Origin of the sequence: Streptomyces sp. NPDC020747 (genome assembly GCF_044334695.1) — a bacterium.
Classification (GTDB): Bacteria; Actinomycetota; Actinomycetes; order Streptomycetales; family Streptomycetaceae; genus Streptomyces.
In genome coordinates this window covers 131609-153008 of the sequence record NZ_JBIRTJ010000004.1, presented here as the reverse complement: position 1 = coordinate 153008, position 21400 = coordinate 131609, and the positions used below count along the sequence as shown (strand labels likewise).

Genomic DNA, 21400 nt, shown 5'->3' with positions numbered 1-21400 from the left:
GACCAGGAGAACGCGCCCTGCACGATGGAGGGCCTGTACCCGTCCATGGTCGAATGCGCCGCCGAGGCCGCACGCGTCGCGCGCGGGGTCACCGCGGCGCAGCTCGCCGGGGCCACCCACTGTCCGGACTGGGATGTCCGGGCTCTGGTCAACCACTGGGTGCTCTACACCTCTCACGGTCTGGAGCACCGGGCGTTGCGCAAGCCGCTGCCCGAGTCGCTGACCGGGCGGGACTTCGCTGCCGATCCGGGGTGGGCGTCGGCGTATGCCGCCCAGCTGGACCGGGCGGTCGCCGCGTGGGCGGATCCGGTGGTGTGGGAGGGGGAGGTGGACCTGGGCATGGGATCCATGGCGGCTCCCGAGCTGGCCTCGATGATCGTGAAGGAGACGGCGGTGCATGGGTGGGACGTCGCTACGGCGACCGGCCAGGAGTACCGCGTCTCCGACGCGGCGGCCCGTGTCGTCCTGGACGTCGTGGTCACCCACGGCGACCTCTACCGCCAGTACGACGGCTTCGCGCCCGCTGTCCCGGTGCCTTCCGACGCCCCCGTCTTCACCCGGGCCCTCGCGTTGAGCGGCCGCGACCCCGGTCTGTCCCAGGCGGCCTCCTGAACGAACCTGTCCTCGCCCCCGCCGCCCCTACCCGTCCCGTCCCTGGGGGCTGCGCCCCCGGACCCCCCCTATCGCGCTACCGCGCTCGTCCTCAAACGCCGGACGGGCTGGGGGTGGGTGGGGACTGATGGGGGCGGGTGGGCAGTCGGCCTGAGCGGCCTCGCCCTCAAACGCCGGACGGGCTGAAGGTGGGGCGCAGCGACAGCGCGTCAGTGTCGACCTAACCTCCCGCTGTGGGCGAGATACAAGGCCAGGACGATGGGCGGTCCTTCTCGTGGCGGGAGCTGCTGCAGCGCTGGAGTGACGAGTGGCTCGATCCGGTGCTGCATGAGCAGGAACGCACAGAACCGTTCCCCGACGAGGTACGCAGAGCCCGCCGGCTCGGTGCCGCCGGGGCCACCCGCGAGGAAGCCGGCGCGCTGGAGGACCGCCTCGGCACCAAGTGCCGATGAGCTACCGCCAGTTCCTGCTGACGAGCAACGGCCGGCTCAACACCACCCACGGTGTGGACAGGATCCTGGCGGCCCAAGCGTGGTCACCCCAGACGGTGAGTGGGGGAGGCCTGGTATCTCGCCCACTGGCTGCCCGGCGCGGTCCGCTTCCGGTCTTTCTGGGACCTGGTGAACGACGAGTACAGAAGCTTCCGCGACGAGCGGTGACCCGTTGCACAACCGCGCAGCGGGTCCACGGAGTGGAGGTTGGATCTCAAACTCAGCCTGGTTCTCATGGCTTGATCTCGAACGACGCCCCGAATGTGAGCCCGGGGTGTCCCAACGGCTGTGGAACGCTGGGACGATGATCCCCAGTGCACCGGATGACGCGGAGTCCCTGGCCGTCGGGGCCCTTGAGTGGCTGCTGAAGGCTGCCCGGGAGGTCGACAACGGCTTGACCTGGCCGAGCACTCTCGCCGATGGCGAGTTCAACCCGACGCTGTACAACGGGACTTCGGGCGTGCTGCCGGCCCTCCTTGACGCATGGCGGTACTTCGACCGACGACCGCTACGCGGACGCGGCCCTGCGTGGTGCCCGCAGCGTCGCTGACGCGGTCGACGACTGGGAGGACAGCGGCCTGTACGTGGGGGTGGCCGGGATGGCTGTCGCGCTGAAGGGCGTGTACCGCGTGCTGGGGGACACCTCGGCGGGCGCGTCGGCGGACCGTGCTCTGGACGTCCTGCGGTCCCGCTACGACGGCGCGGGGTGGAACGACTACTACGAACTCATCGCCGGGAACGCCGGCATCGCCATCGCCGCGCTGGAGTGCGGCGACCTCGACCTCGCCCTGCTGGCCGTCGACCGCTACCCGCGCACCGCCGAACCCAGCGCCTGCGGCGTTCAGTGGGAGATCCGGGCCGGCGCGGTACAGCGCTTGCACCACATATCGCACGGCACCCTCGGCATCGTCCACGCGCTCGCCGCCGTGGGCCGGGCCGCCGGCCGCCCGGATCTCGTTGACCTCGCACTGGCCGGTGCCGCCGATGTCGTCTCCCGCGACGAAGCCGGCCCGGAAGGCTTCCTCGTCGCGCACTCCGACCCGCAACAGCAGCACGAGAAGATCGAACGTCACAACTACGGCTGGTGCCACGGCCCGACCGGCGACGCCCAGACGTTCCGCCTGCTGAGCCAAGTTCTGCCCGACGACCCTGGATGGGGCCACCTCGCCGACCGCTGCTGGCGTACCGTCGTCGACTCAGGCCTTCCGCGACGACTCCGTCCCGGCTTCTGGGACAACAACGGCCGCTGCTGCGGCACCGCGGGAGTCCTCGCCCTCGCCTGCGACCGTCAGGTCGAACGCGGTGACGGCAGCGACTTCGCCGACGTCCTCGTCGCCGACCTCGCGGCCCGCGCGAGGACCGATGGCGACGGCGTCAGCTGGTCCAACTTCGAACACCGTGAGACGCCCAGTGATCTTGCCCCCGGCACCGGCTGGGCCATGGGCAACGCGGGCATCATCCGTGAACTCCTCCGCCACGCCCGCATCACCGCAAACCACGCCCCAAGGTACGCGGCCCCTTTCCCGGACCACCCACCCACCGACTGAACCTGTCCCCTTGTGGCTCGGGGTCGTAGTGAGCCTCGGACCGGACCGCTCACCCGGGGATTCGCCTGGCGATGGGGTTGCCTTCGTCTGATCACGCGCTCCGGCCAAGGCGCACCGCTCACCGCCAAGCTGGGCAGCAGACTTCAGACGGATCAGGCCGAGATGTTCGAGGTTGTGCGCCGAGTATGCGACTGCCCCACAGACCAGCGCATCCCGATTCGGCTGCTCGCCCTCAGCTCAGGGGCGCGAGGAACCGCGCGCCCAGCCACACACCACCCGCACCCGACGTCGGTCGGGTCAGGCGCCCACCGCCGTCAGGGCCGGGGCCCGGGCCGCGTCGTAGCGCTGCAGGAGGACGCGGGCCACCTCCGGGGACGCGCCGAGAACGTCGGCCAGGACGTCCGCCTCGGCCGCACCCCGGGCGATCCGGTCCGGGAGGAAGCCGGGGGCCAGGACGTAGGGGGCGACAGCCACGCGCGCGCACCCGAGGGCGCGCAACTCCCGCACCGCATCCCCCGTACGCGGCAACGACGCGGAGGCGAACGCAGGCCGCACGGCGCACCAACCGGTCCGCCGCCACTCCCGCGCGATTTCTGCGATCACTGCGATCGCCTCCGGGTCCGTGGACCCCGCCGAGGCCAGCACGACCCCGGTCGAGGACTTGTCGGCGGGGGACAACCCCGCCTCGTACAACCGCCGTTCGAGCGCGGCGGTCAACAGTGGCGACGGACCGAGCACCTCGGCCTGCCGGATCCTCAGCCGTGCCGGAGCCTCGCTCAGCACCGCCGGGATGTCCGACTTGGCGTGGAAGGCCCGGGTCAGGAGGAGAGGGAGCGCCACCACGTCGCGTACGCCCTCCGCCGCCAGTGACTCCAACACCCCCGAGACCGAAGGGATGTTGAAGTCCAGGAAGCCGGTCTCCACACGCACGCCCGGGCGCAGGGCCCGTACGCGCCGCACCAGGGCGTGCACGGTCGCGGCATGGCGCGGGTCGCGGCTGCCGTGGGCGATGACGAGAAGTACCGGTCGGGGCATGGGAGTTCAGCTCTTCACGAGGAGACCGCGGCTGCGCAGCACCCACCGCTCCAGTGGACTGAAGATGAGCAGGTCGATGGCGATGCCGACGATCAGGATGAGGAGGATGGCGAGGAAGACCATGGACATGCTGTTGGCGGTGCGGCCGTTCTCCAGGAGCTGGCCGAGGCCGATGCCCAGGTCGGGTGAGGAGGCGATGATCTCGGCGGCCATCAGGGAGCGCCAGGAGAAGGCCCAGCCCTGTTTGAGGCCGGCGAGGTAGCCGGGCAGTGCGGCGGGGATCACGATGTGCCAGGTGCCGCGCAACCCCGTGGCGCCGAGGGTACGGCCCGCCCGCAGGTAGAGCGGGGGTACCTGGTCGACGCCGGAGACCAGCCCGTTGGCGATCGAGGGGACCGCGCCGAGCAGGATCACCGCGTACATCATCGAGTCGTTGAGCCCGAGCCACAGGACGGCCGGAGGTACCCAGGCCACGGACGGCAGTGACTGGAGTCCGGACAGGATCGGGCCGATGGCCGCGCGGACGAACTTCACGCGGGCGACCAGCAGACCCAGCGGCGTGCCGATCGCCAGGGCCAGGAGGAAGCCGAGCAGGCCGCGCGAGACGCTGGTCCAGATGTACTCCAGGAGCGTGCCCTGGAGCCAGGCCTCGCTGACCTCGTCCCAGACCGCGGACGGTGCGGGCAGTTTGTAGCTGTCGGTGACCTTCGCCCAGACCAGGACCTGCCAGACCACCAGAACCAGCGCCACGGCGACGATCGGAGGGAAGATCTTCTCCACGAAGGTCCTGCGGAACGGGGTCCGTCCGCTCTGGACGGTCTCCAGCGCGTCCAGGCCCGCTTCGAGTCCGGCGAGATCGTTGCCGTCCTTGACGGCGTTCGTCTCAGTGCTGGCCATGGCGGCGGATCTCCCCACGCAGTTGTTCGGTGATCTCGACGGACAGTTCCGCGACGGCGGAGTCCTCGATACGGCGTGGCTGCGGGATGTCGACCGTCCACTCGTGGGCGACACGGCCCGGACGGGAGGACAGCAGCACCACGCGTTCGGCGAGGCGTACCGCCTCGCGGACGTTGTGGGTGACGAAGAGCACCGAGACGCTGGTCTCGCGCCAGATGCGGGTCAGTTCGTCGTGCAGCACGTCCCGGGTGATGGCGTCCAGGGCGGCGAACGGCTCGTCCATCAGCAGCAGTTTGCTGTCCTGGGCGAGTGCGCGGGCCAGTGCGACCCGCTGGCGCATTCCGCCGGACAGCTCGTGCACCCGCTTGCCGTACGCGCCGGTCAGGCGGACGAGTGCCAGCAGCTCCTCCGCCTTGCCGCGGCGCTCGGCCTTGGGCACGCCGCGCAGTTTGAGGGCGAGTTCGATGTTCTTGCCGGCGGTCAGCCAGGGGAACAGGGCGTGTTCCTGGAACATCAGGGCGGGGCGGCCGTCGGTGCCGATCGTGCCCGCCGACGGCTTGTCGAGTCCGGCGACGAGGTTGAGCAGGGTGGATTTGCCGCAGCCGGAGGCTCCCAGGAGGGTGACGAACTCGCCGGGTGCGACATCGAGGGTGATGTCGTCCAGGACGAGCTGGCGGCCGGCCGGGGTGGTGAAGGACTTCGAGACGTGCTCGATCCGCGCGGCGTACTCCACCGACGTGCCGGTGTCGGCGGCCTTGGCGAGGGCGGTTGCCATGGTCGTCACCTCCTGGGAACTCATGGGTGAAAGGGGGCTGGTCCGGTGCTTACTTGACGCCGAGTCCGGCGTCGTCGACCGTGCTCTTGCCCTCGGCGGTGAGGACCTTGTTCAACGGCTTGAGGTCGTAGATGCCGTCCAGCTTCGGCTTCTTGAGCAGGCCGGCCTTGACCGCGTGCGCGGCCTCGGCGTTGAGGGTGGAGGCCAGCGGGTCGTCGGTGAACTGGATCGACTTCCACGCCGGGTCCAGCACATCGGCGGGCAGCGGCTTGCCGGACAGCTCCTTCAGCTTGGCGTTGGCGGCGGCCTTCGCCTTGTCGGGGTTGGCGTTGATCCAGGTGTTGGTCTTCACCGAGCCGCGCAGCACCGCCTGGACCACGTCGGGGTGCTCGGCGAGGAACTTCTGGGAGACGATGATGTTGGTGATGACGAACTTCTTGTCGGGCCACAGGTCGGCCTCGTCCAGGAGGACCTTGCCGCCCTCGGCGACCAGCTTGGAGGCGGTCGGCTCGGGCACCCACGCCCCGTCGATCGAGCCGGACTTGTAGGCATCAGGGGTGATCTTGTTGTCGGTGCGGACCACCGACACATCGCCCTTGCCGCTCTGCGCGTCGACCTTCCAGCCCTGCTCGGCGATCCAGTTGAGGAACGCCACGTCCTGGGTGTTGCCCAGCTGCGGGGTGGCGATCTTCTTGCCCTTGACGTCCTTGAGGGACGTGACCTTGTCCGGGTTGACGACGAGCTTCACACCGCCGGACGCGGAGCCGCCGATGATCCGCAGGCCCTTGCCGTCGGTGGTGCTGTAGCCGTTGATCGCGGGCGAGGGACCGATCCAGCCGATGTCGATCGAACCCGAGTTCAACGACTCGATCTCCGCAGGACCCGCGTTGAACTGCGAGTACGAGACCTTCGTGCCACCGAGTTCCTTCTGCAGCAGCCCCTCCTGATCGCCCACGAGCGCCGTGGCATGCGTCAGGTTCGGGAAGTAGCCGATCCGCACGGAGTCGAGGCCGTCGACCTTCTTGCCCACGGCCGCCACCTTCGACGTGTCACCGTCCTTGGCCTCGGAACCGTAGCCACAGGCGGTGGCGGCGAGCGCAAGGAGGGGCAGAGCGGCTACGGCGGCGAGGCCGCGGCGCAGCTTCCTTCGGGTGGCAGGCACGGGAGGGGTTCCTCTCGTCGGCCCGGCGGTCACGTCTCTCAGGTCGTGGCCGGGAGGTCGGCAGGTCTTCGTCGTATCCGCGACGGCGGGCGGGGGGACGGGGCGCGCAGGCAGTGCGCGTACGTCAATCCGCACATCGCGCCACCCCGCCCTGCCCGCAGCCCAGGGCGCCGCTGCCGACGCGGCCGCCCTCCTTCGCGAACGTGGAGTAGAAGTCGTGGGAAGCCATGTCAGAAGTCCCAACCGTCGTCGTCCGCCTCGGCCTTGACCGGCTCCGGGGAGGCGAAGGACTCGCCGACCATGCCCGCGGTGAGCGTGGTGCCGTCGGACGGGTCGATCAGGATGAACGAACCGGTGCGCCGGGAGTCGGCGTACGAGTCGACGGGCAGCGGCTCGGCCGTACGGATCTTGACGCGGCCGATGTCGTTGGCGTCCAGGTGGCCCGGGTGCGGGTGCAGCGACAGGTCGTCGAGCGTCAGCCGGGACGGGATGTCCTTGACGAGCGCCTTGACCGTGCGGGTGCCGTGCTTGAGCAGCACGCGGTGGCCGATGGTCAGCGGCGCGTCGGCGACGTGGCAGACGGTCGCCTCGATGTCCTGCGTCGTCGCGGGCGCGTCCTTGGTCGGCACGAGCAGGTCGCCGCGCGAGATGTCGACGTCGTCCTCCAGGAGGACGGTCACCGACTGCGTCGTCCAGGCCACGTCGACCGGCTCGCCGAGCAGGTCGATCGCGGAGATCCGCGACGTACGGCCGGAGGGCAGTACGGTGACCGACTCGCCGACACGGAAGGCGCCGGCCGCGATCTGGCCCGCGTACCCCCGGTAGTCCGGGTGCTCGGCGGTCTGCGGACGGATCACGTACTGCACGGGCAGCCGCGCGTGGCAGGTCGTGAGGTCGTGGCTGACCGGGACCGTCTCCAGGTGCTCAAGGAAGGTCGGGCCGCCGTACCAGTCCATGTTCGCGGACGGGTCCACCACGTTGTCACCGGCGAGCGCGGAGATCGGGATCGCGGTGATCTCGGGGACGCCCAGCTCGGAGGCGTACGCCGTGAACTCCTTGGCGATCGCCGCGAAGACGGACTCCTTGTACTCGACGAGGTCCATCTTGTTGACGGCCAGCACGACGTGCGGGACGCGCAGCAGTGCGGCGATCGCCGCGTGGCGGCGGGTCTGCTCGACGACGCCGTTGCGGGCGTCGACCAGGACCACCGTCAGCTCGGCCGTGGAGGCACCCGTCACCATGTTGCGGGTGTACTGCACGTGTCCGGGCGTGTCGGCGAGGATGAACCGGCGCCGGGCCGTGGCGAAGTAACGGTACGCCACGTCGATCGTGATGCCCTGCTCGCGCTCGGCCCGCAGACCGTCGGTGAGCAGCGCGAGGTCGGGCGTGTCCTGACCGCGGTTGCGCGAGGCGTGCTCGACGGCCTCCAGCTGGTCGGTGAGGACCGACTTGGAGTCGTGCAGCAGCCGTCCGACGAGGGTGGACTTGCCGTCGTCGACGGACCCCGCGGTGGCGAACCGCAGCAGGGTCGTCGCGGACAGCTGCTCGACCGACAGCGGCACGGTGGGTTCGGTGGTGCTCGTCATGGTTAGAAGTACCCCTCGCGCTTGCGGTCTTCCATCGCGGCCTCGGACATCTTGTCGTCGGCGCGGGTGGCGCCCCGCTCGGTGAGCCGGGAGGCGGCGATCTCGGTGATCACGGCGTCCAGCGTGGTGGCGTCCGAGTCGACGGCACCCGTGCAGGACATGTCACCGACGGTCCGGTAGCGGACGAGACGGGTCTCGACGCTCTCGCTGTCCTTCGGGCCGCCCCACTCGCCGGCGGTCAGCCACATGCCGGCCCGCTGGAAGACCTCCCGCTCGTGCGCGAAGTAGATCTCCGGGAGCTCGATGCCCTCGCGGGCGATGTACTGCCAGACGTCCAGCTCGGTCCAGTTGGAGAGCGGGAAGACGCGGACGTGCTCGCCGGCGGCGTGCCGTCCGTTGTAGAGGTTCCACAGCTCGGGGCGCTGGCGGCGCGGGTCCCACTGGGAGAACTCGTCGCGCAGCGAGAACACCCGCTCCTTGGCCCGCGCCTTCTCCTCGTCCCGGCGTCCGCCGCCGAACACCGCGTCGAACCGCTCGGCCTGGATCTTCTCCGTCAGCGGCACCGTCTGCAGCGGGTTACGCGTCCCGTCCGGGCGCTCCTTGAGGGCGCCGCGGTCGATGTAGTCCTGCACGGAGGCCACGTGCAGCCGAAGCCCGTGCTTCTTCACCGTGCGGTCGCGGTACTCCAGGACCTCCGGGAAGTTGTGACCGGTGTCCACATGCAGCAGCGAGAACGGCACCGCGGCCGGCGCGAACGCCTTCAGCGCCAGGTGCAGCATGACGATGGAGTCCTTGCCGCCGGAGAACAGGACCACCGGCCGCTCGAACTCACCCGCCACCTCGCGGAAGATGTGCACCGCCTCGGACTCCAGAGCGTCCAGATGGCTCAGGGCGTACGGGCTGTCGGTCCCCTCCTCGGAGACGTCGGCGACGGTCGTCGTCATGCGAGACCCCTTTCGGCGAGCAGCGCGTGAAGCGCCGCCGCGGACTCCTGCACGGACTGGGTGTGCGACTCGATGCGCAGATCGGGCGACTCGGGCTCCTCGTACGGGTCGTCGACCCCGGTCAGCCCCGAGATCTCGCCCGCCGCCTGCTTGGCGTACAGGCCCTTGACGTCCCGCTCGCTGCACACCTCGACCGGAGTGGCGACATGCACCTCGATGTACGCGGCCCCGCTCGCCTGGTGGCGCTTGCGCACCGCCTCGCGGCTGTCCGCGTACGGAGCGATGACCGGCACCAGCGTCTTGACGCCGTTGCGGGCCAGCAGGTCGGCGAGGAAGCCGATGCGCTGTACGTTCGTGTGCCGGTCCTCGCGGCTGAAGCCGAGGCCCGCCGTCAGGAACGTACGGATCTCGTCGCCGTCGAGCACCTCGACGCGGTGGCCCTCCTCGCGCAGCCGTCCGGCCAGTTCGTACGCGATGGTGGTCTTGCCGGCGCTCGGCAGACCCGTGAGCCAGATGGTGGCTCCGGTCACTTGAATCTCCTGGTTCATCGAAGTCGCAGTCGTCGCGGTCATGGTCAGCCGTGCAGCCCGCACTCGGTCTTCGCGTTGCCCGCCCAGCGGCCGGCGCGCGCGTCCTCGCCCTCCAGCACCCGGCGGGTGCAGGGGGCGCAGCCGACGGAGGCGTAGCCGTCCGTCAGCAGGGGGTTGGTGAGTACGCCGTGCTCGGTGACGTACGCGTCGACGTCGTCCTGCGTCCAGCGGGCGATCGGCGAGATCTTGACCTTGCGGCGCTTCTCGTCCCAGCCGACCACCGGGGTGTTCGCCCGGGTCGGGGACTCGTCGCGGCGCAGGCCCGTCGCCCAGGCGCTGTACTCGGTGAGCCCCTCTTCGAGGGGCTTGACCTTCCGCAGCGCGCAGCACAGGTCGGGGTCGCGGTCGTGCAGCTTCGGCCCGTACTCGGCGTCCTGCTCGGCCACGGTCCGGCGCGGGGTGAGTGTGATGACGTTGACGTCCATCACGGCCTCGACCGCGTCCCGGGTGCCGATGGTCTCCTCGAAGTGGTAGCCGGTGTCGAGGAAGACGACGTCCACGCCGGGCCTCGCGCGGGAGGCGAGGTGGGCGACCACCGCGTCCTCCATCGAGGAGGTCACGCAGAACCGCTTGCCGAAGGTGTCCACCGCCCACTGGAGGATCTCCAGGGCGGAGGCGTCCTCCAGGTCACGGCCGGCCTGCTCGGCGAGAGCCTTGAACTCGGCGTCCCGGCCGCCCTCAAGGTCGGTCTGATTCTCGGTATCGGCATTGGTGTCAGTATCGGTATCGGTCTGAACGGTCGTCATATCTCGTCCCCTCCACCGTCGTTGCGCTGAACTCCCCGGGACAGCAGCCCGAGGAACTTCAGTTGGAAGGCTCGACTGCATGCCGCGCATTCCCACGCGCCGTGGCTGCCTTCGATGGCTTCGCTGGGCCGAAGGTCCTCGTCACCGCAGTAGGGGCAGTAGAAGGGCGCCGCGCGCTCGCTCATGACAGCGACTCCTCGCTGGCCCGGGTGGCCCACGCGGCGAAGCGCTCGCCGTCCTCGCGCTGCTCCTCGAAACGCTTCAGCACCCGCTCGACGTAGTCCGGCAGGTCGTCCGAAGTGACCTTCAGGCCGCGGACCTTGCGGCCGAAGCCGGCCTCCAGGCCGAGTGCGCCGCCGAGGTGCACCTGGTAGCCCTCGACCTGCTCGCCCTGGTCGTTCAGCATCAACTGGCCCTTGAGACCGATGTCCGCGACCTGGATACGGGCGCAGGCGTTCGGGCAGCCGTTGATGTTGATGGTGATGGGCTCGTCGAACTCGGGGATGCGGCGCTCCAGTTCGTCGATCAGCGAGGCGCCGCGGGCCTTGGTCTCGACGATGGCGAGCTTGCAGTACTCGATGCCGGTGCAGGCCATCGTGCCGCGCCGGAAGGGCGACGGCTTGGCGGTCAGGTCGAGCGACTCCAGGCCCTCGACCAGCGAGTCGATCCGGTCCTGCTCCACGTCGAGCACGATCATCTTCTGCTCGACGGTGGTGCGCAGCCGGCCCGAGCCGTGCGCCTCGGCCAGTTCGGCGATCTTGGTGAGGGTCGCGCCGTCCACGCGGCCCACGCGCGGGGCGAAGCCCACGTAGTAGCGGCCGTCCTGCTGACGGTGCACACCGACGTGGTCGCGCCAGCGGGCCACCGGCTGGTCGGGGGCCGGGCCGTCGACGAGCTTGCGCTGCAGGTACTCGTCCTCAAGGACCTGGCGGAACTTCTCGACACCCCAGTCGGCGACCAGGAACTTCAGCCGGGCGCGCGTACGCAGGCGCCGGTAGCCGTAGTCGCGGAAGATCGACAGGACGCCGATGTGGACGTCCGCGACCTCGTCGAGCGGCACCCAGGCGCCGAGGCGCTGGCCGATCTTCGGGTTGGTGGAGAGGCCGCCGCCGACCCAGAGGTCGAAGCCGGGGCCGTGCTCCGGGTGGTTCACACCGACGAACGCGACGTCGTTGATCTCGTGCGCCACGTCGAGCAGCGGCGAGCCGGAGATCGCGGTCTTGAACTTGCGGGGCAGGTTCGAGAAGTCCTTGTTGCCGACGACCCGGCTGTGGATCTCCTCGATGGCCGGGGTGCCGTCGATGATCTCGTCCTCGGCGATCCCGGCGACGGGCGAGCCGAGGATCACCCGGGGCGTGTCACCGCAGGCCTCGGTCGTGGACAGCCCGACGGCCTCCAGGCGCTCCCAGATCTCCGGGACGTCCTCGATGCGGATCCAGTGGTACTGGACGTTCTGCCGGTCGGTGAGGTCCGCGGTGCCCCGCGCGAACTCCTGCGAGATCTCGCCGATGACCCGCAGCTGCTGGGTGGTGAGGCGTCCGCCGTCGATCCGCACCCGCAGCATGAAGTACTTGTCGTCCAGCTCCTCCGGCTCCAGGATCGCGGTCTTGCCGCCGTCGATCCCGGGCTTGCGCTGGGTGTAGAGGCCCCACCAGCGCATGCGTCCGCGCAGGTCGTTGGGGTCGATCGAGTCGAAGCCCCGCTTGGAGTAGATCGTCTCAATGCGTGTCCGCACGTTGAGACCGTCGTCGTCCTTCTTGAACTGTTCGTTGCCGTTGAGCGGGGTGTAGTGACCAACGGCCCACTGACCCTCGCCGCGGTGACGGCTCACCTTGCGGCGGGGCGTTGCGGCAGCGGGATCCTGTGGGGTGGCGGCCATGGTTCTACGTCCTTCGGGACAGGCGGATGCGGCTTCGACCTGCGCGTACGCGCGCATAGGGGCATACGTGCGCGTCTTTGCGCAGGCGAGACAAAGGGGATGTCGGCAGTGCTGGGCTCGGGGTCAGAGGCCCCCGGTGCCTTGTGTCAGCAGGCCGGACAGATGGCGCTGGACATGCGGCCGAGGTCGACGTGCCGCCGACTCACCAAGGCAATTCCAGTTCCAGACATGACGGAAGCGTGTCACGGCGATCTGGACACAGTCCAGCTTCGTCCACGATGCGGACACCCTTGTCTCGCTATGCAAGACAAGGGTGTCGTCGGTCACACGGCTGGTCGGATGGCCGGTCACACAGCCCGGTTCCGGCCGCGTCGTGCCAGGTCAGTCGCTGTGCGCCCCGGGCCAGGGCCCGGTGGCCGTCACGTCCGGCTCCTCCTCGACCTTCGTGTCGAAGAGCTTGAAGCCACGGCGCAAGTAGTTGTCCATCGCGTGCTCGCCGTCCTTGCTGCATGTATGCAACCAGACGCGCTTGGTCTGGGCCCGCCCCGGCCAGCGGTCGGCCAGGTCCCAGGCCCGTGCCACGCCGTGGGAGAGGAGGTGCCCGCCGATGCGCCGCCCCCGGAAGGCGGGGATCAGCCCGAAGTAGACGATCTCCACGACGCCGTCGTCCTGCGGGTCCAGCTGTACGTACCCGGCGGGCGTCCCGCGGTCGTACGCGACCCAGGTCTCCGCGCCCGGCCGGTCCAGGTCCTCCTGCCACCGGGCGTACGTCCAGCCGAGCCGGTCCGTCCAGCGGATGTCGCCGCCGACCGCGGCGTACAGATAGCGGCTGAACTCGGGGGAGGGCACCTCGGCGCGGACGATCCGGACGTCGCCGTCGGGGGCGGCGGCGGGCAGCTGGTCGGCCGGGGAGACCTGCTCCAGGGACCAAGTGGTCACAGCGATGCTCATGCGGGCCAGCGAACCACGAAGGCGGGCCCCGCTCCAAAGCGGGACCCGCCTCCACGGGTGCTCACGTTGACGGCCGGCGTGGCCTCACTCCACCGAGCCGTCGACCTCCGACAGCGGGACCGCGTACAGGACGCGCTCCGGGACGGCGGGCGGCTTCCATTCGTGGTCCTTGTTCGCCGCCGACTCGGTGAGGGTCCACAGCTCGCCGGTCTCCTGCCAGTACGACAGGGACTCGGTGTGCCGGCCCCAGCAGGCGTACGACCCGCCGCCCCCGCACTTCGCGGCCTTGGCGGTGCCCTCGTTCTGCCGCCAGAGCGTGCCGTGGCGGTCGCGGGTGCCCGGCGCGTACCCCGTGTACCAGTCGGCCTCGCTCGCGCCGCTCGGTCTGTGGGAGAGGACGCCCCGCAGCCCGACGGCCTCGGTCTCGTACGCCTCGTCGGCGTTCACGTTGCCGCTGGCGCTGCTGCCGAGCAGGCCCGTGCGGTCGCTCGCGGTGCTGTAGTGGTAGCGCCAGACGCGGGCCGGTTCGCCGCCGCCCGAGCTGAACCACTCGTTCGCGACCAGGCTGTCCGGTGTCGACGTACGGTCCAGGGAGATCGAGCCGAAGCAGGGGACCGCGTTGTTGTTGCTCGCGGAACAGGCCCCGCCGGTGAGGTCGTACGAGCCGATGGCCGGCATCACGTACTGGTAGCCGCGTGCCGACCAGCCGCCGCCCACCTTGCCGATCTCGGTGCTGTTGACGTCGGCCTGGAGGATGCGGTTCATGTCGAAGACGAACAGCGCGTTGTCGCCGTCTGCGCCGTTCTTCGCGGTGACGATCAGCTTGTCCTGGTACCAGACCATGCCGCCGACGTGGGAGCGGACGGCTCCGAAGTCCTTGCCGCCGGAGAGCGGGGCGACCAGCAGGACCCAGCGGTACTTGAGGTTCTTCGGGTCGTTCGCGTCGATGAAGGCGACCCGGGCGAGGCCCTTGTCGTCGGCCGGTTCGCCCGCCTTGCGGTCGTTGTGCGTCCAGCCCGCGAGGATGACCCGGTCGTTCCCCCACTTGCCGTCGTTGTCGGAGTCCCCGGAGGTGGTGACGGACTGCGGCAGCCACTTCTGTGTCGTCGCGTCCCCGCTGTCCCAGCAGTACGCGCGGGTGGCGGTCGGCTCGACGGGCAGGGCGGCCGACTCGGTGGCGTCGCAGTCGGTCTTGTTCCGCATCGGGTGGTTGGCGCTGTTGAGGACGGCGTCGACCCCGACGTTCCCGCCCATTCCGCTCTGGAGCGTGTCGAGCGTCGTGCCGCTGGCCAGGTTCTCGTGCAACTGGAGCTTGTTGACCTCGGAGGACGAGGTGATCGACGTCAGCGGGCCCGGGTTGTCGCTCCCCGCGGCCTGCGAGGTGCTGATGATGGTGGCGGCGGCGGTGAGGGCGAGGGCGGTCCCGGACAGCGTGGCCCGCAGGACACGCCCCTTCTTTCGGCGGCGGTGTCTGCCTCGAGTTGTCATAGGTCCTCCCGTCGTCGGCCAACTGCCTCCTGCGATCCGGCGGTTGAGCGCCGGAGGGGACAGATGTGGGGGGCCGTGGGAAGGATGGTACGTCAGGGTGTGGCGAGTCAGGTCGAATACCCCGGAATAGGTCGGGTCCGGACCCGACAACGCACCGGCATTGCCCCTAAAGGGCGGTCCGCCTTGCCCTCAGTACCCCCGGTGCCGTTGAGTGCGGCAGCAGGCCCAGGGGGTCCGGCGGCAGGACTGTCTGGACCTCCGCAGCTTCGCAGAAACGATACGGCCGGTGGTCCAGGACCGCCCCCAGATATCGGCGTACGCGCGACATCTCCGCTCGTACGGTCACCGTGCGGGCCGGGTCGCCGAACAGGCCGTCGGCCAGTTCCGTGGCGCTCAGGCCGGTGCGGTGCAGGGCCAGGAGGCAGAGCAACTCGGCGTGCCGCGGGCTCAGTTCGTGGGTCCAGGTGCCGGTGACGCCCGTCACGGTCACCGACCAGCGGCGCGGCTGCGACAGGTCGAGGACGATCCGGGAGGCGTCGCGGGGCGCGGGCTCCTCGTCCGAGACGCGCACCAGCCAGCCGCCGGGCAGCGGTTCCACCGAGCACAGGCCGAGCGTGGGCAGCCAGATCCGGTCCGTGCCGATCGTCCGGGGCAGCGCGAGCCTGTCCACGTACGGCATACCGGTGATCGCGGCGGTCCAGCCGTCCTTGTCGACGGCGAGCGCGCGGCCGGTGACCCGGGCGAGGACCGGCGCCGCCACCGCGCGCAGCCGGTCCAGCGTGGTCAGATGCAGTTCCCGCAGCCGCGCCTCGGCGAGCTTGGCCACCGAGTCGACCCAGGCGAGCGTCGCCGGGTGCATGGTCTCCCAGGGCCCGCTGATGTCGACGACCCCGATCAGTCGGCCGTCGCGGGGGTCGGTGATCGGCGCGCCCGTGCAGGTCCAGGAGGCGTGTGTGCGCACGAAGTGCTCGGCGCCGAAGACCTGGACGGGGCGGCGGACGACGGCGGGCGTGCCCACACCGTTCGTGCCGACGACCTCCTCGCGCCAGTCCGCGCCGAGCTCGAAGCCGACCCCGTCGGCCTTGCGCAGCACCGCCCGGCTGCCCTCGCGCCACAGCACCCGGCTCTGCGCGTCCGCCACGACCATGATGTGGTGGGAGACGTCCGCGACCGACAGCAGCCCCTGCCGCAGTACGGGCAGGACGTGCCGCAGCGGGGAGTCGCGCCGCCGCCGCTCGACCTCGTCGGGACCGAGCACTCCGGCCCGGAAGTCGTGGTCGGGGTCGACACCGCTGCGCAGCATCCGCCCCCATGACTCCCCGATGACCGGCCGCGGACCGAGCCGGGCGGGCTCTCCGGCGAGTGTCGCGCTGCGCACCTCGTCGAGCACCCGAGCCGCCTGCGCTGCGTCCACCGCGGCGAGCCGCGTCACGTCCATCGGCGAGTACACCACTGGGTCCTCCCGGAGAGCCTGAACGGGCAATCGGCCCGGCCGCTGTGACCATGGGGCCCGAAGCCCGTACTGACTGCACGTCTCATAGTGCCGTCTGTCCGTCGCGGAGGGCGACACTCCGGACACGAAGCGAAGATTTCACGCAGGGTGCGAAGAGGTTGCAACCCCCTGCAACCCTGGTGAACTTCCCCCGTGTGTCCAAAAATTGGCGCAACGCCGCCTCGCGCGGCGTGCGTGCTCCGCTCAACGGGGCCATGGAACGGGGGTGGTGCCGTGTCGGCGCAGCACCACCCCCGTGCCCCGTACGCCAGTTGACGACGACTCAGGAAACGGGCCGCGCCCGTTCCACCACCGAGCCGAGGTCCAGCGTGTGCGGCAGCGTCCCGAACGACGCACCCCAGTCCCCGCCGAGGCGTGAGGCGCAGAACGCGTCGGCGACCTCCGGCGGCGCGAACCGGACCAGCAGCGAGCCCTGGAGCACCACCGCGATCCGCTCGACGAGACGCCGGGCGCGTCCCTCGACGCCGTCCAGGTCGGCGAGTTCGGTGAGCAGGTTCTTGATCGCGCCGTCCAGCCGGTGGTCGGCGCCACGGGCCTTGCCGACCTCCTGCAAGTAGGCGTTGAGGGCCGCCGGTTCGCGCTGCAGGGCGCGCAGGACATCCAGCGCCTGGACGTTGCCCGCGCCCTCCCAGACGGAGTTGAGCGGCGACTCGCGCAGCAGCCGCGGCATGCCCGACTCCTCCACGTAACCATTGCCGCCCAGGCACTCCAGGGCCTCCACCGCGACCGGCGTGCACCGCTTCGTCACCCAGTACTTCGCGGCCGGTACCGCGATCCGCAGGAACGCCCGCTCCTGCTCGCCCCCGTCGTCGTACGCGGCGGCCAGGCGCAGCCCGAGCGTCGTCGCGGCCTCCGACTCCAGGGCCAGGTCCGCCAGGACGTTCCGCATCAGCGGCTTGTCGATCAGCCTGCCGCCGAACGCCTCGCGGTACGTGGAGTGATGGACGGCCTGGGAGACGGCCTGCCGCATCAGCCCCGCCGAACCGAGCACACAGTCCAGCCGGGTCGCGGCGACCATTCCGATGATGGTGCGCACTCCGCGCCCCTCGTCGCCGACCCTGCGCGCCCACGTGCCGTCGAACTCGACCTCGGCCGACGCGTTCGACCGGTTGCCCAGCTTGTCCTTGAGCCGTTGGACGCGGAACACGTTCCGGGTGCCGTCAGCGAGGACCCGCGGCACCAGGAAACAGGTCAACCCGCCGGGGGCCTGCGCCAGTACCAGGAAGCCGTCCGACATCGGCGCCGAGCAGAACCACTTGTGGCCCGTCAGCTCGTACGTCCCGTCCTCGGCCAGCGCCCGCGCGGTCGTCGTGTTCGCGCGTACGTCGCTGCCGCCCTGCTTCTCCGTCATGCCCATCCCGAAGAGCACACCGGCCTTCTGCGCGGCGGGCCGCGGGTCCTGGTCGTAGACCATGGACGTCAGCCGGGGCTCCCACTCGGCGGCGAGCGCCGGGTCGGTGCGCAGCGCGGGCACCGCCGCGTGCGTCATCGACAGCGGGCAGCCGTTCCCCGCCTCGACCTGTGTCCAGACCACGAAGGCGGCCGCGCGCCGCAGATGCCCGCCGGGCCGTGACCAGGCCGCCGTCAGGCCCGCCGAGACACCCTTGCCGAGCAGCCGGTGCCAGGACGGATGGAACTCGACCTCGTCGATCCGGTTGCCGTAGCGGTCGTGGGTGCGCAGCTTCGGCGGGTTCTCGTTGGCCAGCGCTCCCCACGTCTGGACCTGCGCCGATCCGGAGGTCAGCCCGAGGGCCGACAGCTCGGCGTGCGCCTCGTCGAGCAGCTGTGGGTCGAGGTGCCGGTCGACCGCCTCGACGAGGGCACGGTCGGCGTTGAAGACGTCGTACGAGACCAGCGGCGGAGCCTGGTTGGTCACGGTGTGGGTGCTGGCTGCCATGCCTGGGAACCTACCCCTCGGTACGGCGGTCGTCACCGAACTCCCGCCGCACCGGACCGCGCCCCCTTCGCCCCGCCGTACCGGTCAGGCGGGATGCGACAGGGCGGCCAGTTCGCCGGAGCCGCCGAGCGTGTCCTCGCCGTGGACGTTCACCCCCCAGCCCGGGCTGTGGACCGTGTCGAGGTAGCGCTCGCCGAGGTCCGGGGCGATCGCCACCGCGGTGAGGTTGCGCCGCCCGTGGCGGGCCAGCCAGTCGGTCGCGCCGCTGACCACCGTGCCGGTGGAGCCACCGAACAGGAAACCCCGGGCGGCCAGCCGACGGCAGGCACGCAGGGTGTCCGGCTCCGGGACGTGCACCACGTCGTCCACGTAGGACTCGTCGAGCAGCGGCGGACGGACGGCCATGCCCAGGCCGGGGATCATCCGGGGAGCGGGCGGCCCCCCGAACGTCACCGAGCCGACGGTGTCCACGGCCACGATCCGCACCCGGCGCCGCTGCTGCCAGAACCAGCGCGCGCAGCCCATCAGGGTGCCGGTGGTGCCGGCCCCCACGAACAGTACGTCCAGGTGCGGGAAACGGCGGGCGATGGCCGGTGCCGTGGTGCGGTAGTGCGCGCGCCAGTTGCCCTCGTTGGCGTACTGGTTGAGCCAGACGTACCGGTCGTCCGAGGCGCACACCGCGCTCACGTACGCGATCCGCGCGCCCAGGAAGCCGCCGTGCAGATCGGGCTCGTCGATGACATGGACGACGCTCCCCAGCGCCTCCATCATCCGCCGGGTCGCCGGATTGCAGCGCGAGTCGGTCACGCACAGGAACCCGTAGCCACGGCTCGCCGCGATCATGCTCAGCGCCACGCCGAGGTTCCCGGACGACGACTCGACCATGACGGATCCCGGCCGCAGTACGCCCTCGCGCTCGGCGGCGTTGACCATCTCGGTCGCGGCCTTCAGTTTGACCGACCCCGCGAAGTTGAACCCCTCGCACTTCAGGAAGAGCGGCAGCCCCAGTGCCGCCCTGAGGTCGACGTAGAGCTCGTCCTCGTTGAACTGTGTGGGCTCGGATATGACGGGCATGATGTCCCCCCTCTTTCATGCGGCACCGCGCCCGCTTCTCGCGTGGCGCGGTGCCCGCCGGTCAGCCGTACCGGCGCAGTTCGTGGAAGAAGCCGTCGACGACGTGCGGCTCGCCCCTTCGGGCCACCTCGTCGTGGACGAACTTGCCGACCGCGAGGTCGAGGACCCCGAGGCCGAAGGGCGAGAACACCACCGTCCGGTCGGCCGGTACGGTCACCCGCCCGCAGAGCACGTCGTCCAGCGTGCCGTCGAGGAAGTCGCGTCCGCCGGTGAGCTGTTCGGCCAGATGCGGTGACGTGTCCGCCTTGAGGCAGTGCTCGACGTCGTCCACGAAGTTGGCCGAGTCGAGCAGGATCTCCGGCGCCAGGTCGCGCAGCGACACATGCAGCACGAGCGGGGCGTGGGAGAACCACGCCGGGTCGTGGATGTGCGGCTTGGCCGCGACGGTGGCGAAGACCAGCAGGTCACTGGAGCGGACCAGCGACTCGGCACTCTCGTGCACGGCGATCCGGCCCTTGGTGCCCGACCGCTCCAGATAGCTGCTGAAGCCGGCCGCGCTGTCCGCGGACAGGTCGAACACCCCGGTCTCCTCGAACGACCAGCCGGTGGCGGCCAGATGGGTGTGGATGTAGCGGGCGATCAGCCCCGTCCCGACGAACCCGACCCGGGTGGGCCGGACGCGGTCGCGGCTGAGCCGGTCGGCCGCGAGAGCCGCCGAGGCCGCCGTCCGGGTGGCGCTGATGATCGAGCTCTCCAGACACGCGAACGGATAGCCCGTGTCATGGTCGTTGAGGATCAGCACGGCCGAGGCACGCGGCAGACCGCTCGCCGTGTTCCCCGGGAAACTGGAGACCCATTTCAGGCCGTCCACCCCCACCGACCCGCCGATCGAGGCGGGCAGCGCGATGATCCGGGACGACGGACGGTCCGCGAAGCGCAGGAAGTACGAGGGAGGGTTCACCGAGTCGCCCTCGCCGTGCAGCCGGTACACCGACTCGACCAGGTCGACGATCTCGGACTCCCGCCCGTGCAGGGCCTCGTGGACCTGGGTGCCGGAGATGACGGAGAACGGGGGAGGCATCAGCGCCCCCGGTTCCGTGGTGGTCGTGCCGTTCTCGTCCGTGGTGGTCATGCGGCCCTCACTTCGATGGTCGGTGCGCAGTCGGTCAGCCGGACCGGATCGCCCAGGGCGGCGAGCACTTCACGGGGCCCCTCGAAGGGTTCCCTGCTGTGCGCGGTGCGGATGTTGTCGACGAGCAGCAGGTCACCGGAGTGCCACGGCTCGCGTGCGGTGTGGGCCCCGTACACCTCGTTGATGATCAGTACGGCGTCCTCGCCGATCGGATCGCCGTTGCCGTAACGGGTGTTGAAGGGGAGCCCGTCGGAGCCGTAGACGTCCACCAGGTACTCGCGCACCTCGGGGTCCATGGTCCACTCGTTGAGGAACGCGATCTGGTTGAACCAGCAGCGCCGCCCGGTGACCGGGTGGCTGACCACGGCGCTGCGGCGCTGCCGGGTGCGCAGGGAACCGTCGCTCTGCCAGGCGAACTCGATGGCGTGCGCCCGGCAGTAGTGCTCGACGGCCGCGCGGTCCTCGGTGCCGAAGGCCTCGGCGAGGCTCGCCCCGATCTCGTCGTTGTACGTCCGGGTGAGCAGCCAGCCCTCCCGCTCGAACCGTGCGGTGAGGGAGGCGGGCAGCGCGTCGAGCACGGCCGGCGCGTCGGCGACCGCGGTGGCCCCGCCCTGGTCGGGCGCGTCGAGGCAGGCGTACAGCATCAGGGAGGGGAACTCCAGTGCGTAGCTCAGCTCGTGGTGCATGCACATCTGCTGGTTCGGCGGCCACTTGGACGAGGAGTACACACCGTCCTCGTACGAGCGCCGGGGCGCGAAGGACTCCCGGTCGGGCATCAGGGCGGTGGCCAGCCGGCGGAAGACGGCCGCGGTCGTGTCCGGGTCGCGCAGCCCCAGGCCGCGGACCAGCAGGCTGCCGTGCTCGGCGACGACGGCCCGCAGCGCGTCGCGGTGTTCGGCGGCCCAGCCCGCCGTGTCGCCCGCGGCGTCGGCGCGCAGGATCGGAGGGCTGCCGGGGCGCAGGTCGACGCCCGGTAGCAACGTCGGAGATGAAGACGACATCAGGTGCTTCCTTTCGGCCTTGCGGTGTTCGGCCTTGCGGTGTTCGTTCGTGCCGGTGTGCGGTGTTCCGGTCATGGGTG

21 protein-coding genes are annotated in these 21400 nt (G+C 70.5%); 3 read left to right on the top strand and 18 right to left on the bottom strand.

Features of this window, described 5'->3' with window-relative positions; all coding sequences use genetic code 11:
- The first annotated feature begins 24 nt into the window (after window positions 1-24).
- From ACH4YP_RS13465 to ACH4YP_RS13455, 3 genes are all read left to right on the top strand, one after another.
- Window positions 25-612 carry a TIGR03086 family metal-binding protein gene (locus ACH4YP_RS13465; RefSeq protein ID WP_361063427.1) on the top strand — a complete coding sequence of 196 codons (588 nt, stop codon included), beginning with the start codon at window positions 25-27 and terminating at the stop codon, window positions 610-612.
- Between the two features lie 233 nt (window positions 613-845).
- Window positions 846-1064, top strand: a complete 219-nt coding sequence (locus ACH4YP_RS13460) for a hypothetical protein (RefSeq protein ID WP_398490641.1) — start codon at window positions 846-848, stop codon at window positions 1062-1064.
- 515 nt (window positions 1065-1579) lie between these two features.
- Entirely contained in the window at window positions 1580-2650 is a 1071-nt protein-coding gene (locus ACH4YP_RS13455) for a lanthionine synthetase LanC family protein (protein WP_398490640.1), read from the top strand.
- Window positions 2651-2947: 297 nt separating this feature from the next.
- On the opposite strand, the gene ACH4YP_RS13450 is transcribed toward ACH4YP_RS13455, so the two are convergent.
- The 18 genes from ACH4YP_RS13450 to ACH4YP_RS13365 form a co-directional block, all read right to left on the bottom strand.
- Window positions 2948-3685 carry a sirohydrochlorin chelatase gene (locus ACH4YP_RS13450; RefSeq protein ID WP_398490639.1) on the bottom strand — a complete coding sequence of 246 codons (738 nt, stop codon included), beginning with the start codon at window positions 3683-3685 and terminating at the stop codon, window positions 2948-2950.
- A gap of 6 nt (window positions 3686-3691) precedes the next feature.
- Complete coding sequence (locus ACH4YP_RS13445) at window positions 3692-4582, bottom strand: ABC transporter permease (RefSeq protein WP_398490638.1); 891 nt, start codon at window positions 4580-4582, stop codon at window positions 3692-3694.
- On the bottom strand, window positions 4569-5357 hold the full coding sequence (locus tag ACH4YP_RS13440; protein ID WP_398490637.1) for an ABC transporter ATP-binding protein: 789 nt from the start codon (window positions 5355-5357) through the stop codon (window positions 4569-4571). Before ACH4YP_RS13440 ends, ACH4YP_RS13445 begins: the two co-directional genes overlap by 14 nt.
- 49 nt (window positions 5358-5406) lie before the next feature.
- Window positions 5407-6519: an aliphatic sulfonate ABC transporter substrate-binding protein gene (locus ACH4YP_RS13435; protein ID WP_398490636.1), complete on the bottom strand. Its 1113-nt coding sequence runs from the start codon at window positions 6517-6519 to the stop codon at window positions 5407-5409.
- Window positions 6520-6749: 230 nt separating this feature from the next.
- A complete protein-coding gene (locus ACH4YP_RS13430) occupies window positions 6750-8105 on the bottom strand; it encodes a sulfate adenylyltransferase subunit 1 (RefSeq protein WP_398490635.1) in 1356 nt (451 codons plus the stop codon).
- Window positions 8106-8107: 2 nt separating this feature from the next.
- Entirely contained in the window at window positions 8108-9049 is a 942-nt protein-coding gene (gene cysD / locus ACH4YP_RS13425) for a sulfate adenylyltransferase subunit CysD (RefSeq protein ID WP_361068916.1), read from the bottom strand.
- Window positions 9046-9621 (bottom strand): adenylyl-sulfate kinase, encoded by a 576-nt coding sequence (gene cysC / locus ACH4YP_RS13420; protein ID WP_373466650.1) that lies wholly within the window; start codon window positions 9619-9621, stop codon window positions 9046-9048. Before cysC ends, cysD begins: the two co-directional genes overlap by 4 nt.
- A 2-nt stretch (window positions 9622-9623) precedes the next feature.
- A complete protein-coding gene (locus ACH4YP_RS13415; RefSeq protein ID WP_361068919.1) occupies window positions 9624-10385 on the bottom strand; it encodes a phosphoadenylyl-sulfate reductase in 762 nt (253 codons plus the stop codon).
- On the bottom strand, window positions 10382-10570 hold the full coding sequence (locus ACH4YP_RS13410; protein WP_361068922.1) for a hypothetical protein: 189 nt from the start codon (window positions 10568-10570) through the stop codon (window positions 10382-10384). Before ACH4YP_RS13410 ends, ACH4YP_RS13415 begins: the two co-directional genes overlap by 4 nt.
- Window positions 10567-12264 (bottom strand): nitrite/sulfite reductase, encoded by a 1698-nt coding sequence (locus ACH4YP_RS13405; RefSeq protein WP_361068925.1) that lies wholly within the window; start codon window positions 12262-12264, stop codon window positions 10567-10569. Before ACH4YP_RS13405 ends, ACH4YP_RS13410 begins: the two co-directional genes overlap by 4 nt.
- Window positions 12265-12410: 146 nt before the next feature.
- A complete protein-coding gene (locus ACH4YP_RS13400; protein ID WP_313904670.1) occupies window positions 12411-12494 on the bottom strand; it encodes a putative leader peptide in 84 nt (27 codons plus the stop codon).
- Between the two features lie 151 nt (window positions 12495-12645).
- Window positions 12646-13215 carry a GNAT family N-acetyltransferase gene (locus ACH4YP_RS13395; RefSeq protein ID WP_361068928.1) on the bottom strand — a complete coding sequence of 190 codons (570 nt, stop codon included), beginning with the start codon at window positions 13213-13215 and terminating at the stop codon, window positions 12646-12648.
- Between the two features lie 84 nt (window positions 13216-13299).
- Window positions 13300-14703: a hypothetical protein gene (locus ACH4YP_RS13390; RefSeq protein ID WP_398490634.1), complete on the bottom strand. Its 1404-nt coding sequence runs from the start codon at window positions 14701-14703 to the stop codon at window positions 13300-13302.
- A gap of 166 nt (window positions 14704-14869) precedes the next feature.
- Entirely contained in the window at window positions 14870-16141 is a 1272-nt protein-coding gene (locus ACH4YP_RS13385) for a GAF domain-containing protein (protein ID WP_398490825.1), read from the bottom strand.
- Between the two features lie 337 nt (window positions 16142-16478).
- Entirely contained in the window at window positions 16479-18113 is a 1635-nt protein-coding gene (locus tag ACH4YP_RS13380; protein ID WP_398490633.1) for an acyl-CoA dehydrogenase family protein, read from the bottom strand.
- Window positions 18114-18197: 84 nt separating this feature from the next.
- Window positions 18198-19187, bottom strand: coding sequence for a 2,3-diaminopropionate biosynthesis protein SbnA (sbnA, locus tag ACH4YP_RS13375; protein ID WP_398490632.1), 990 nt, complete (start codon window positions 19185-19187; stop codon window positions 18198-18200).
- A gap of 61 nt (window positions 19188-19248) precedes the next feature.
- Window positions 19249-20268 carry a 2,3-diaminopropionate biosynthesis protein SbnB gene (sbnB, locus tag ACH4YP_RS13370; RefSeq protein WP_398490824.1) on the bottom strand — a complete coding sequence of 340 codons (1020 nt, stop codon included), beginning with the start codon at window positions 20266-20268 and terminating at the stop codon, window positions 19249-19251.
- A 47-nt stretch (window positions 20269-20315) separates the two neighbouring features.
- Window positions 20316-21320 (bottom strand): TauD/TfdA family dioxygenase, encoded by a 1005-nt coding sequence (locus ACH4YP_RS13365; protein ID WP_398490823.1) that lies wholly within the window; start codon window positions 21318-21320, stop codon window positions 20316-20318.
- Window positions 21321-21400 lie beyond the last annotated feature (80 nt).

What these genes read in the sequence shown, in the direction of transcription:
- ACH4YP_RS13430 (WP_398490635.1), bottom strand. Translation starts at nt 8,105, where the DNA reads ATGACGAGCACCACCGAACCCACCGTGCCGCTGTCGGTCGAGCAGCTG.
- ACH4YP_RS13440 (WP_398490637.1), bottom strand. Translation starts at nt 5,357, where the DNA reads ATGGCAACCGCCCTCGCCAAGGCCGCCGACACCGGCACGTCGGTGGAG.
- cysD (WP_361068916.1), bottom strand. Translation starts at nt 9,049, where the DNA reads ATGACGACGACCGTCGCCGACGTCTCCGAGGAGGGGACCGACAGCCCG.
- ACH4YP_RS13385 (WP_398490825.1), bottom strand. Translation starts at nt 16,141, where the DNA reads ATGGACGTGACGCGGCTCGCCGCGGTGGACGCAGCGCAGGCGGCTCGG.
- ACH4YP_RS13390 (WP_398490634.1), bottom strand. Translation starts at nt 14,703, where the DNA reads ATGACAACTCGAGGCAGACACCGCCGCCGAAAGAAGGGGCGTGTCCTG.
- ACH4YP_RS13450 (WP_398490639.1), bottom strand. Translation starts at nt 3,685, where the DNA reads ATGCCCCGACCGGTACTTCTCGTCATCGCCCACGGCAGCCGCGACCCG.
- ACH4YP_RS13445 (WP_398490638.1), bottom strand. Translation starts at nt 4,582, where the DNA reads ATGGCCAGCACTGAGACGAACGCCGTCAAGGACGGCAACGATCTCGCC.
- sbnB (WP_398490824.1), bottom strand. Translation starts at nt 20,268, where the DNA reads ATGCCTCCCCCGTTCTCCGTCATCTCCGGCACCCAGGTCCACGAGGCC.
- ACH4YP_RS13380 (WP_398490633.1), bottom strand. Translation starts at nt 18,113, where the DNA reads ATGGCAGCCAGCACCCACACCGTGACCAACCAGGCTCCGCCGCTGGTC.
- cysC (WP_373466650.1), bottom strand. Translation starts at nt 9,621, where the DNA reads ATGACCGCGACGACTGCGACTTCGATGAACCAGGAGATTCAAGTGACC.
- ACH4YP_RS13395 (WP_361068928.1), bottom strand. Translation starts at nt 13,215, where the DNA reads ATGAGCATCGCTGTGACCACTTGGTCCCTGGAGCAGGTCTCCCCGGCC.
- ACH4YP_RS13465 (WP_361063427.1), top strand. Translation starts at nt 25, where the DNA reads ATGGAGGGCCTGTACCCGTCCATGGTCGAATGCGCCGCCGAGGCCGCA.
- ACH4YP_RS13400 (WP_313904670.1), bottom strand. Translation starts at nt 12,494, where the DNA reads ATGTCTGGAACTGGAATTGCCTTGGTGAGTCGGCGGCACGTCGACCTC.
- ACH4YP_RS13365 (WP_398490823.1), bottom strand. Translation starts at nt 21,320, where the DNA reads ATGTCGTCTTCATCTCCGACGTTGCTACCGGGCGTCGACCTGCGCCCC.
- ACH4YP_RS13410 (WP_361068922.1), bottom strand. Translation starts at nt 10,570, where the DNA reads ATGAGCGAGCGCGCGGCGCCCTTCTACTGCCCCTACTGCGGTGACGAG.
- ACH4YP_RS13415 (WP_361068919.1), bottom strand. Translation starts at nt 10,385, where the DNA reads ATGACGACCGTTCAGACCGATACCGATACTGACACCAATGCCGATACC.
- sbnA (WP_398490632.1), bottom strand. Translation starts at nt 19,187, where the DNA reads ATGCCCGTCATATCCGAGCCCACACAGTTCAACGAGGACGAGCTCTAC.
- ACH4YP_RS13405 (WP_361068925.1), bottom strand. Translation starts at nt 12,264, where the DNA reads ATGGCCGCCACCCCACAGGATCCCGCTGCCGCAACGCCCCGCCGCAAG.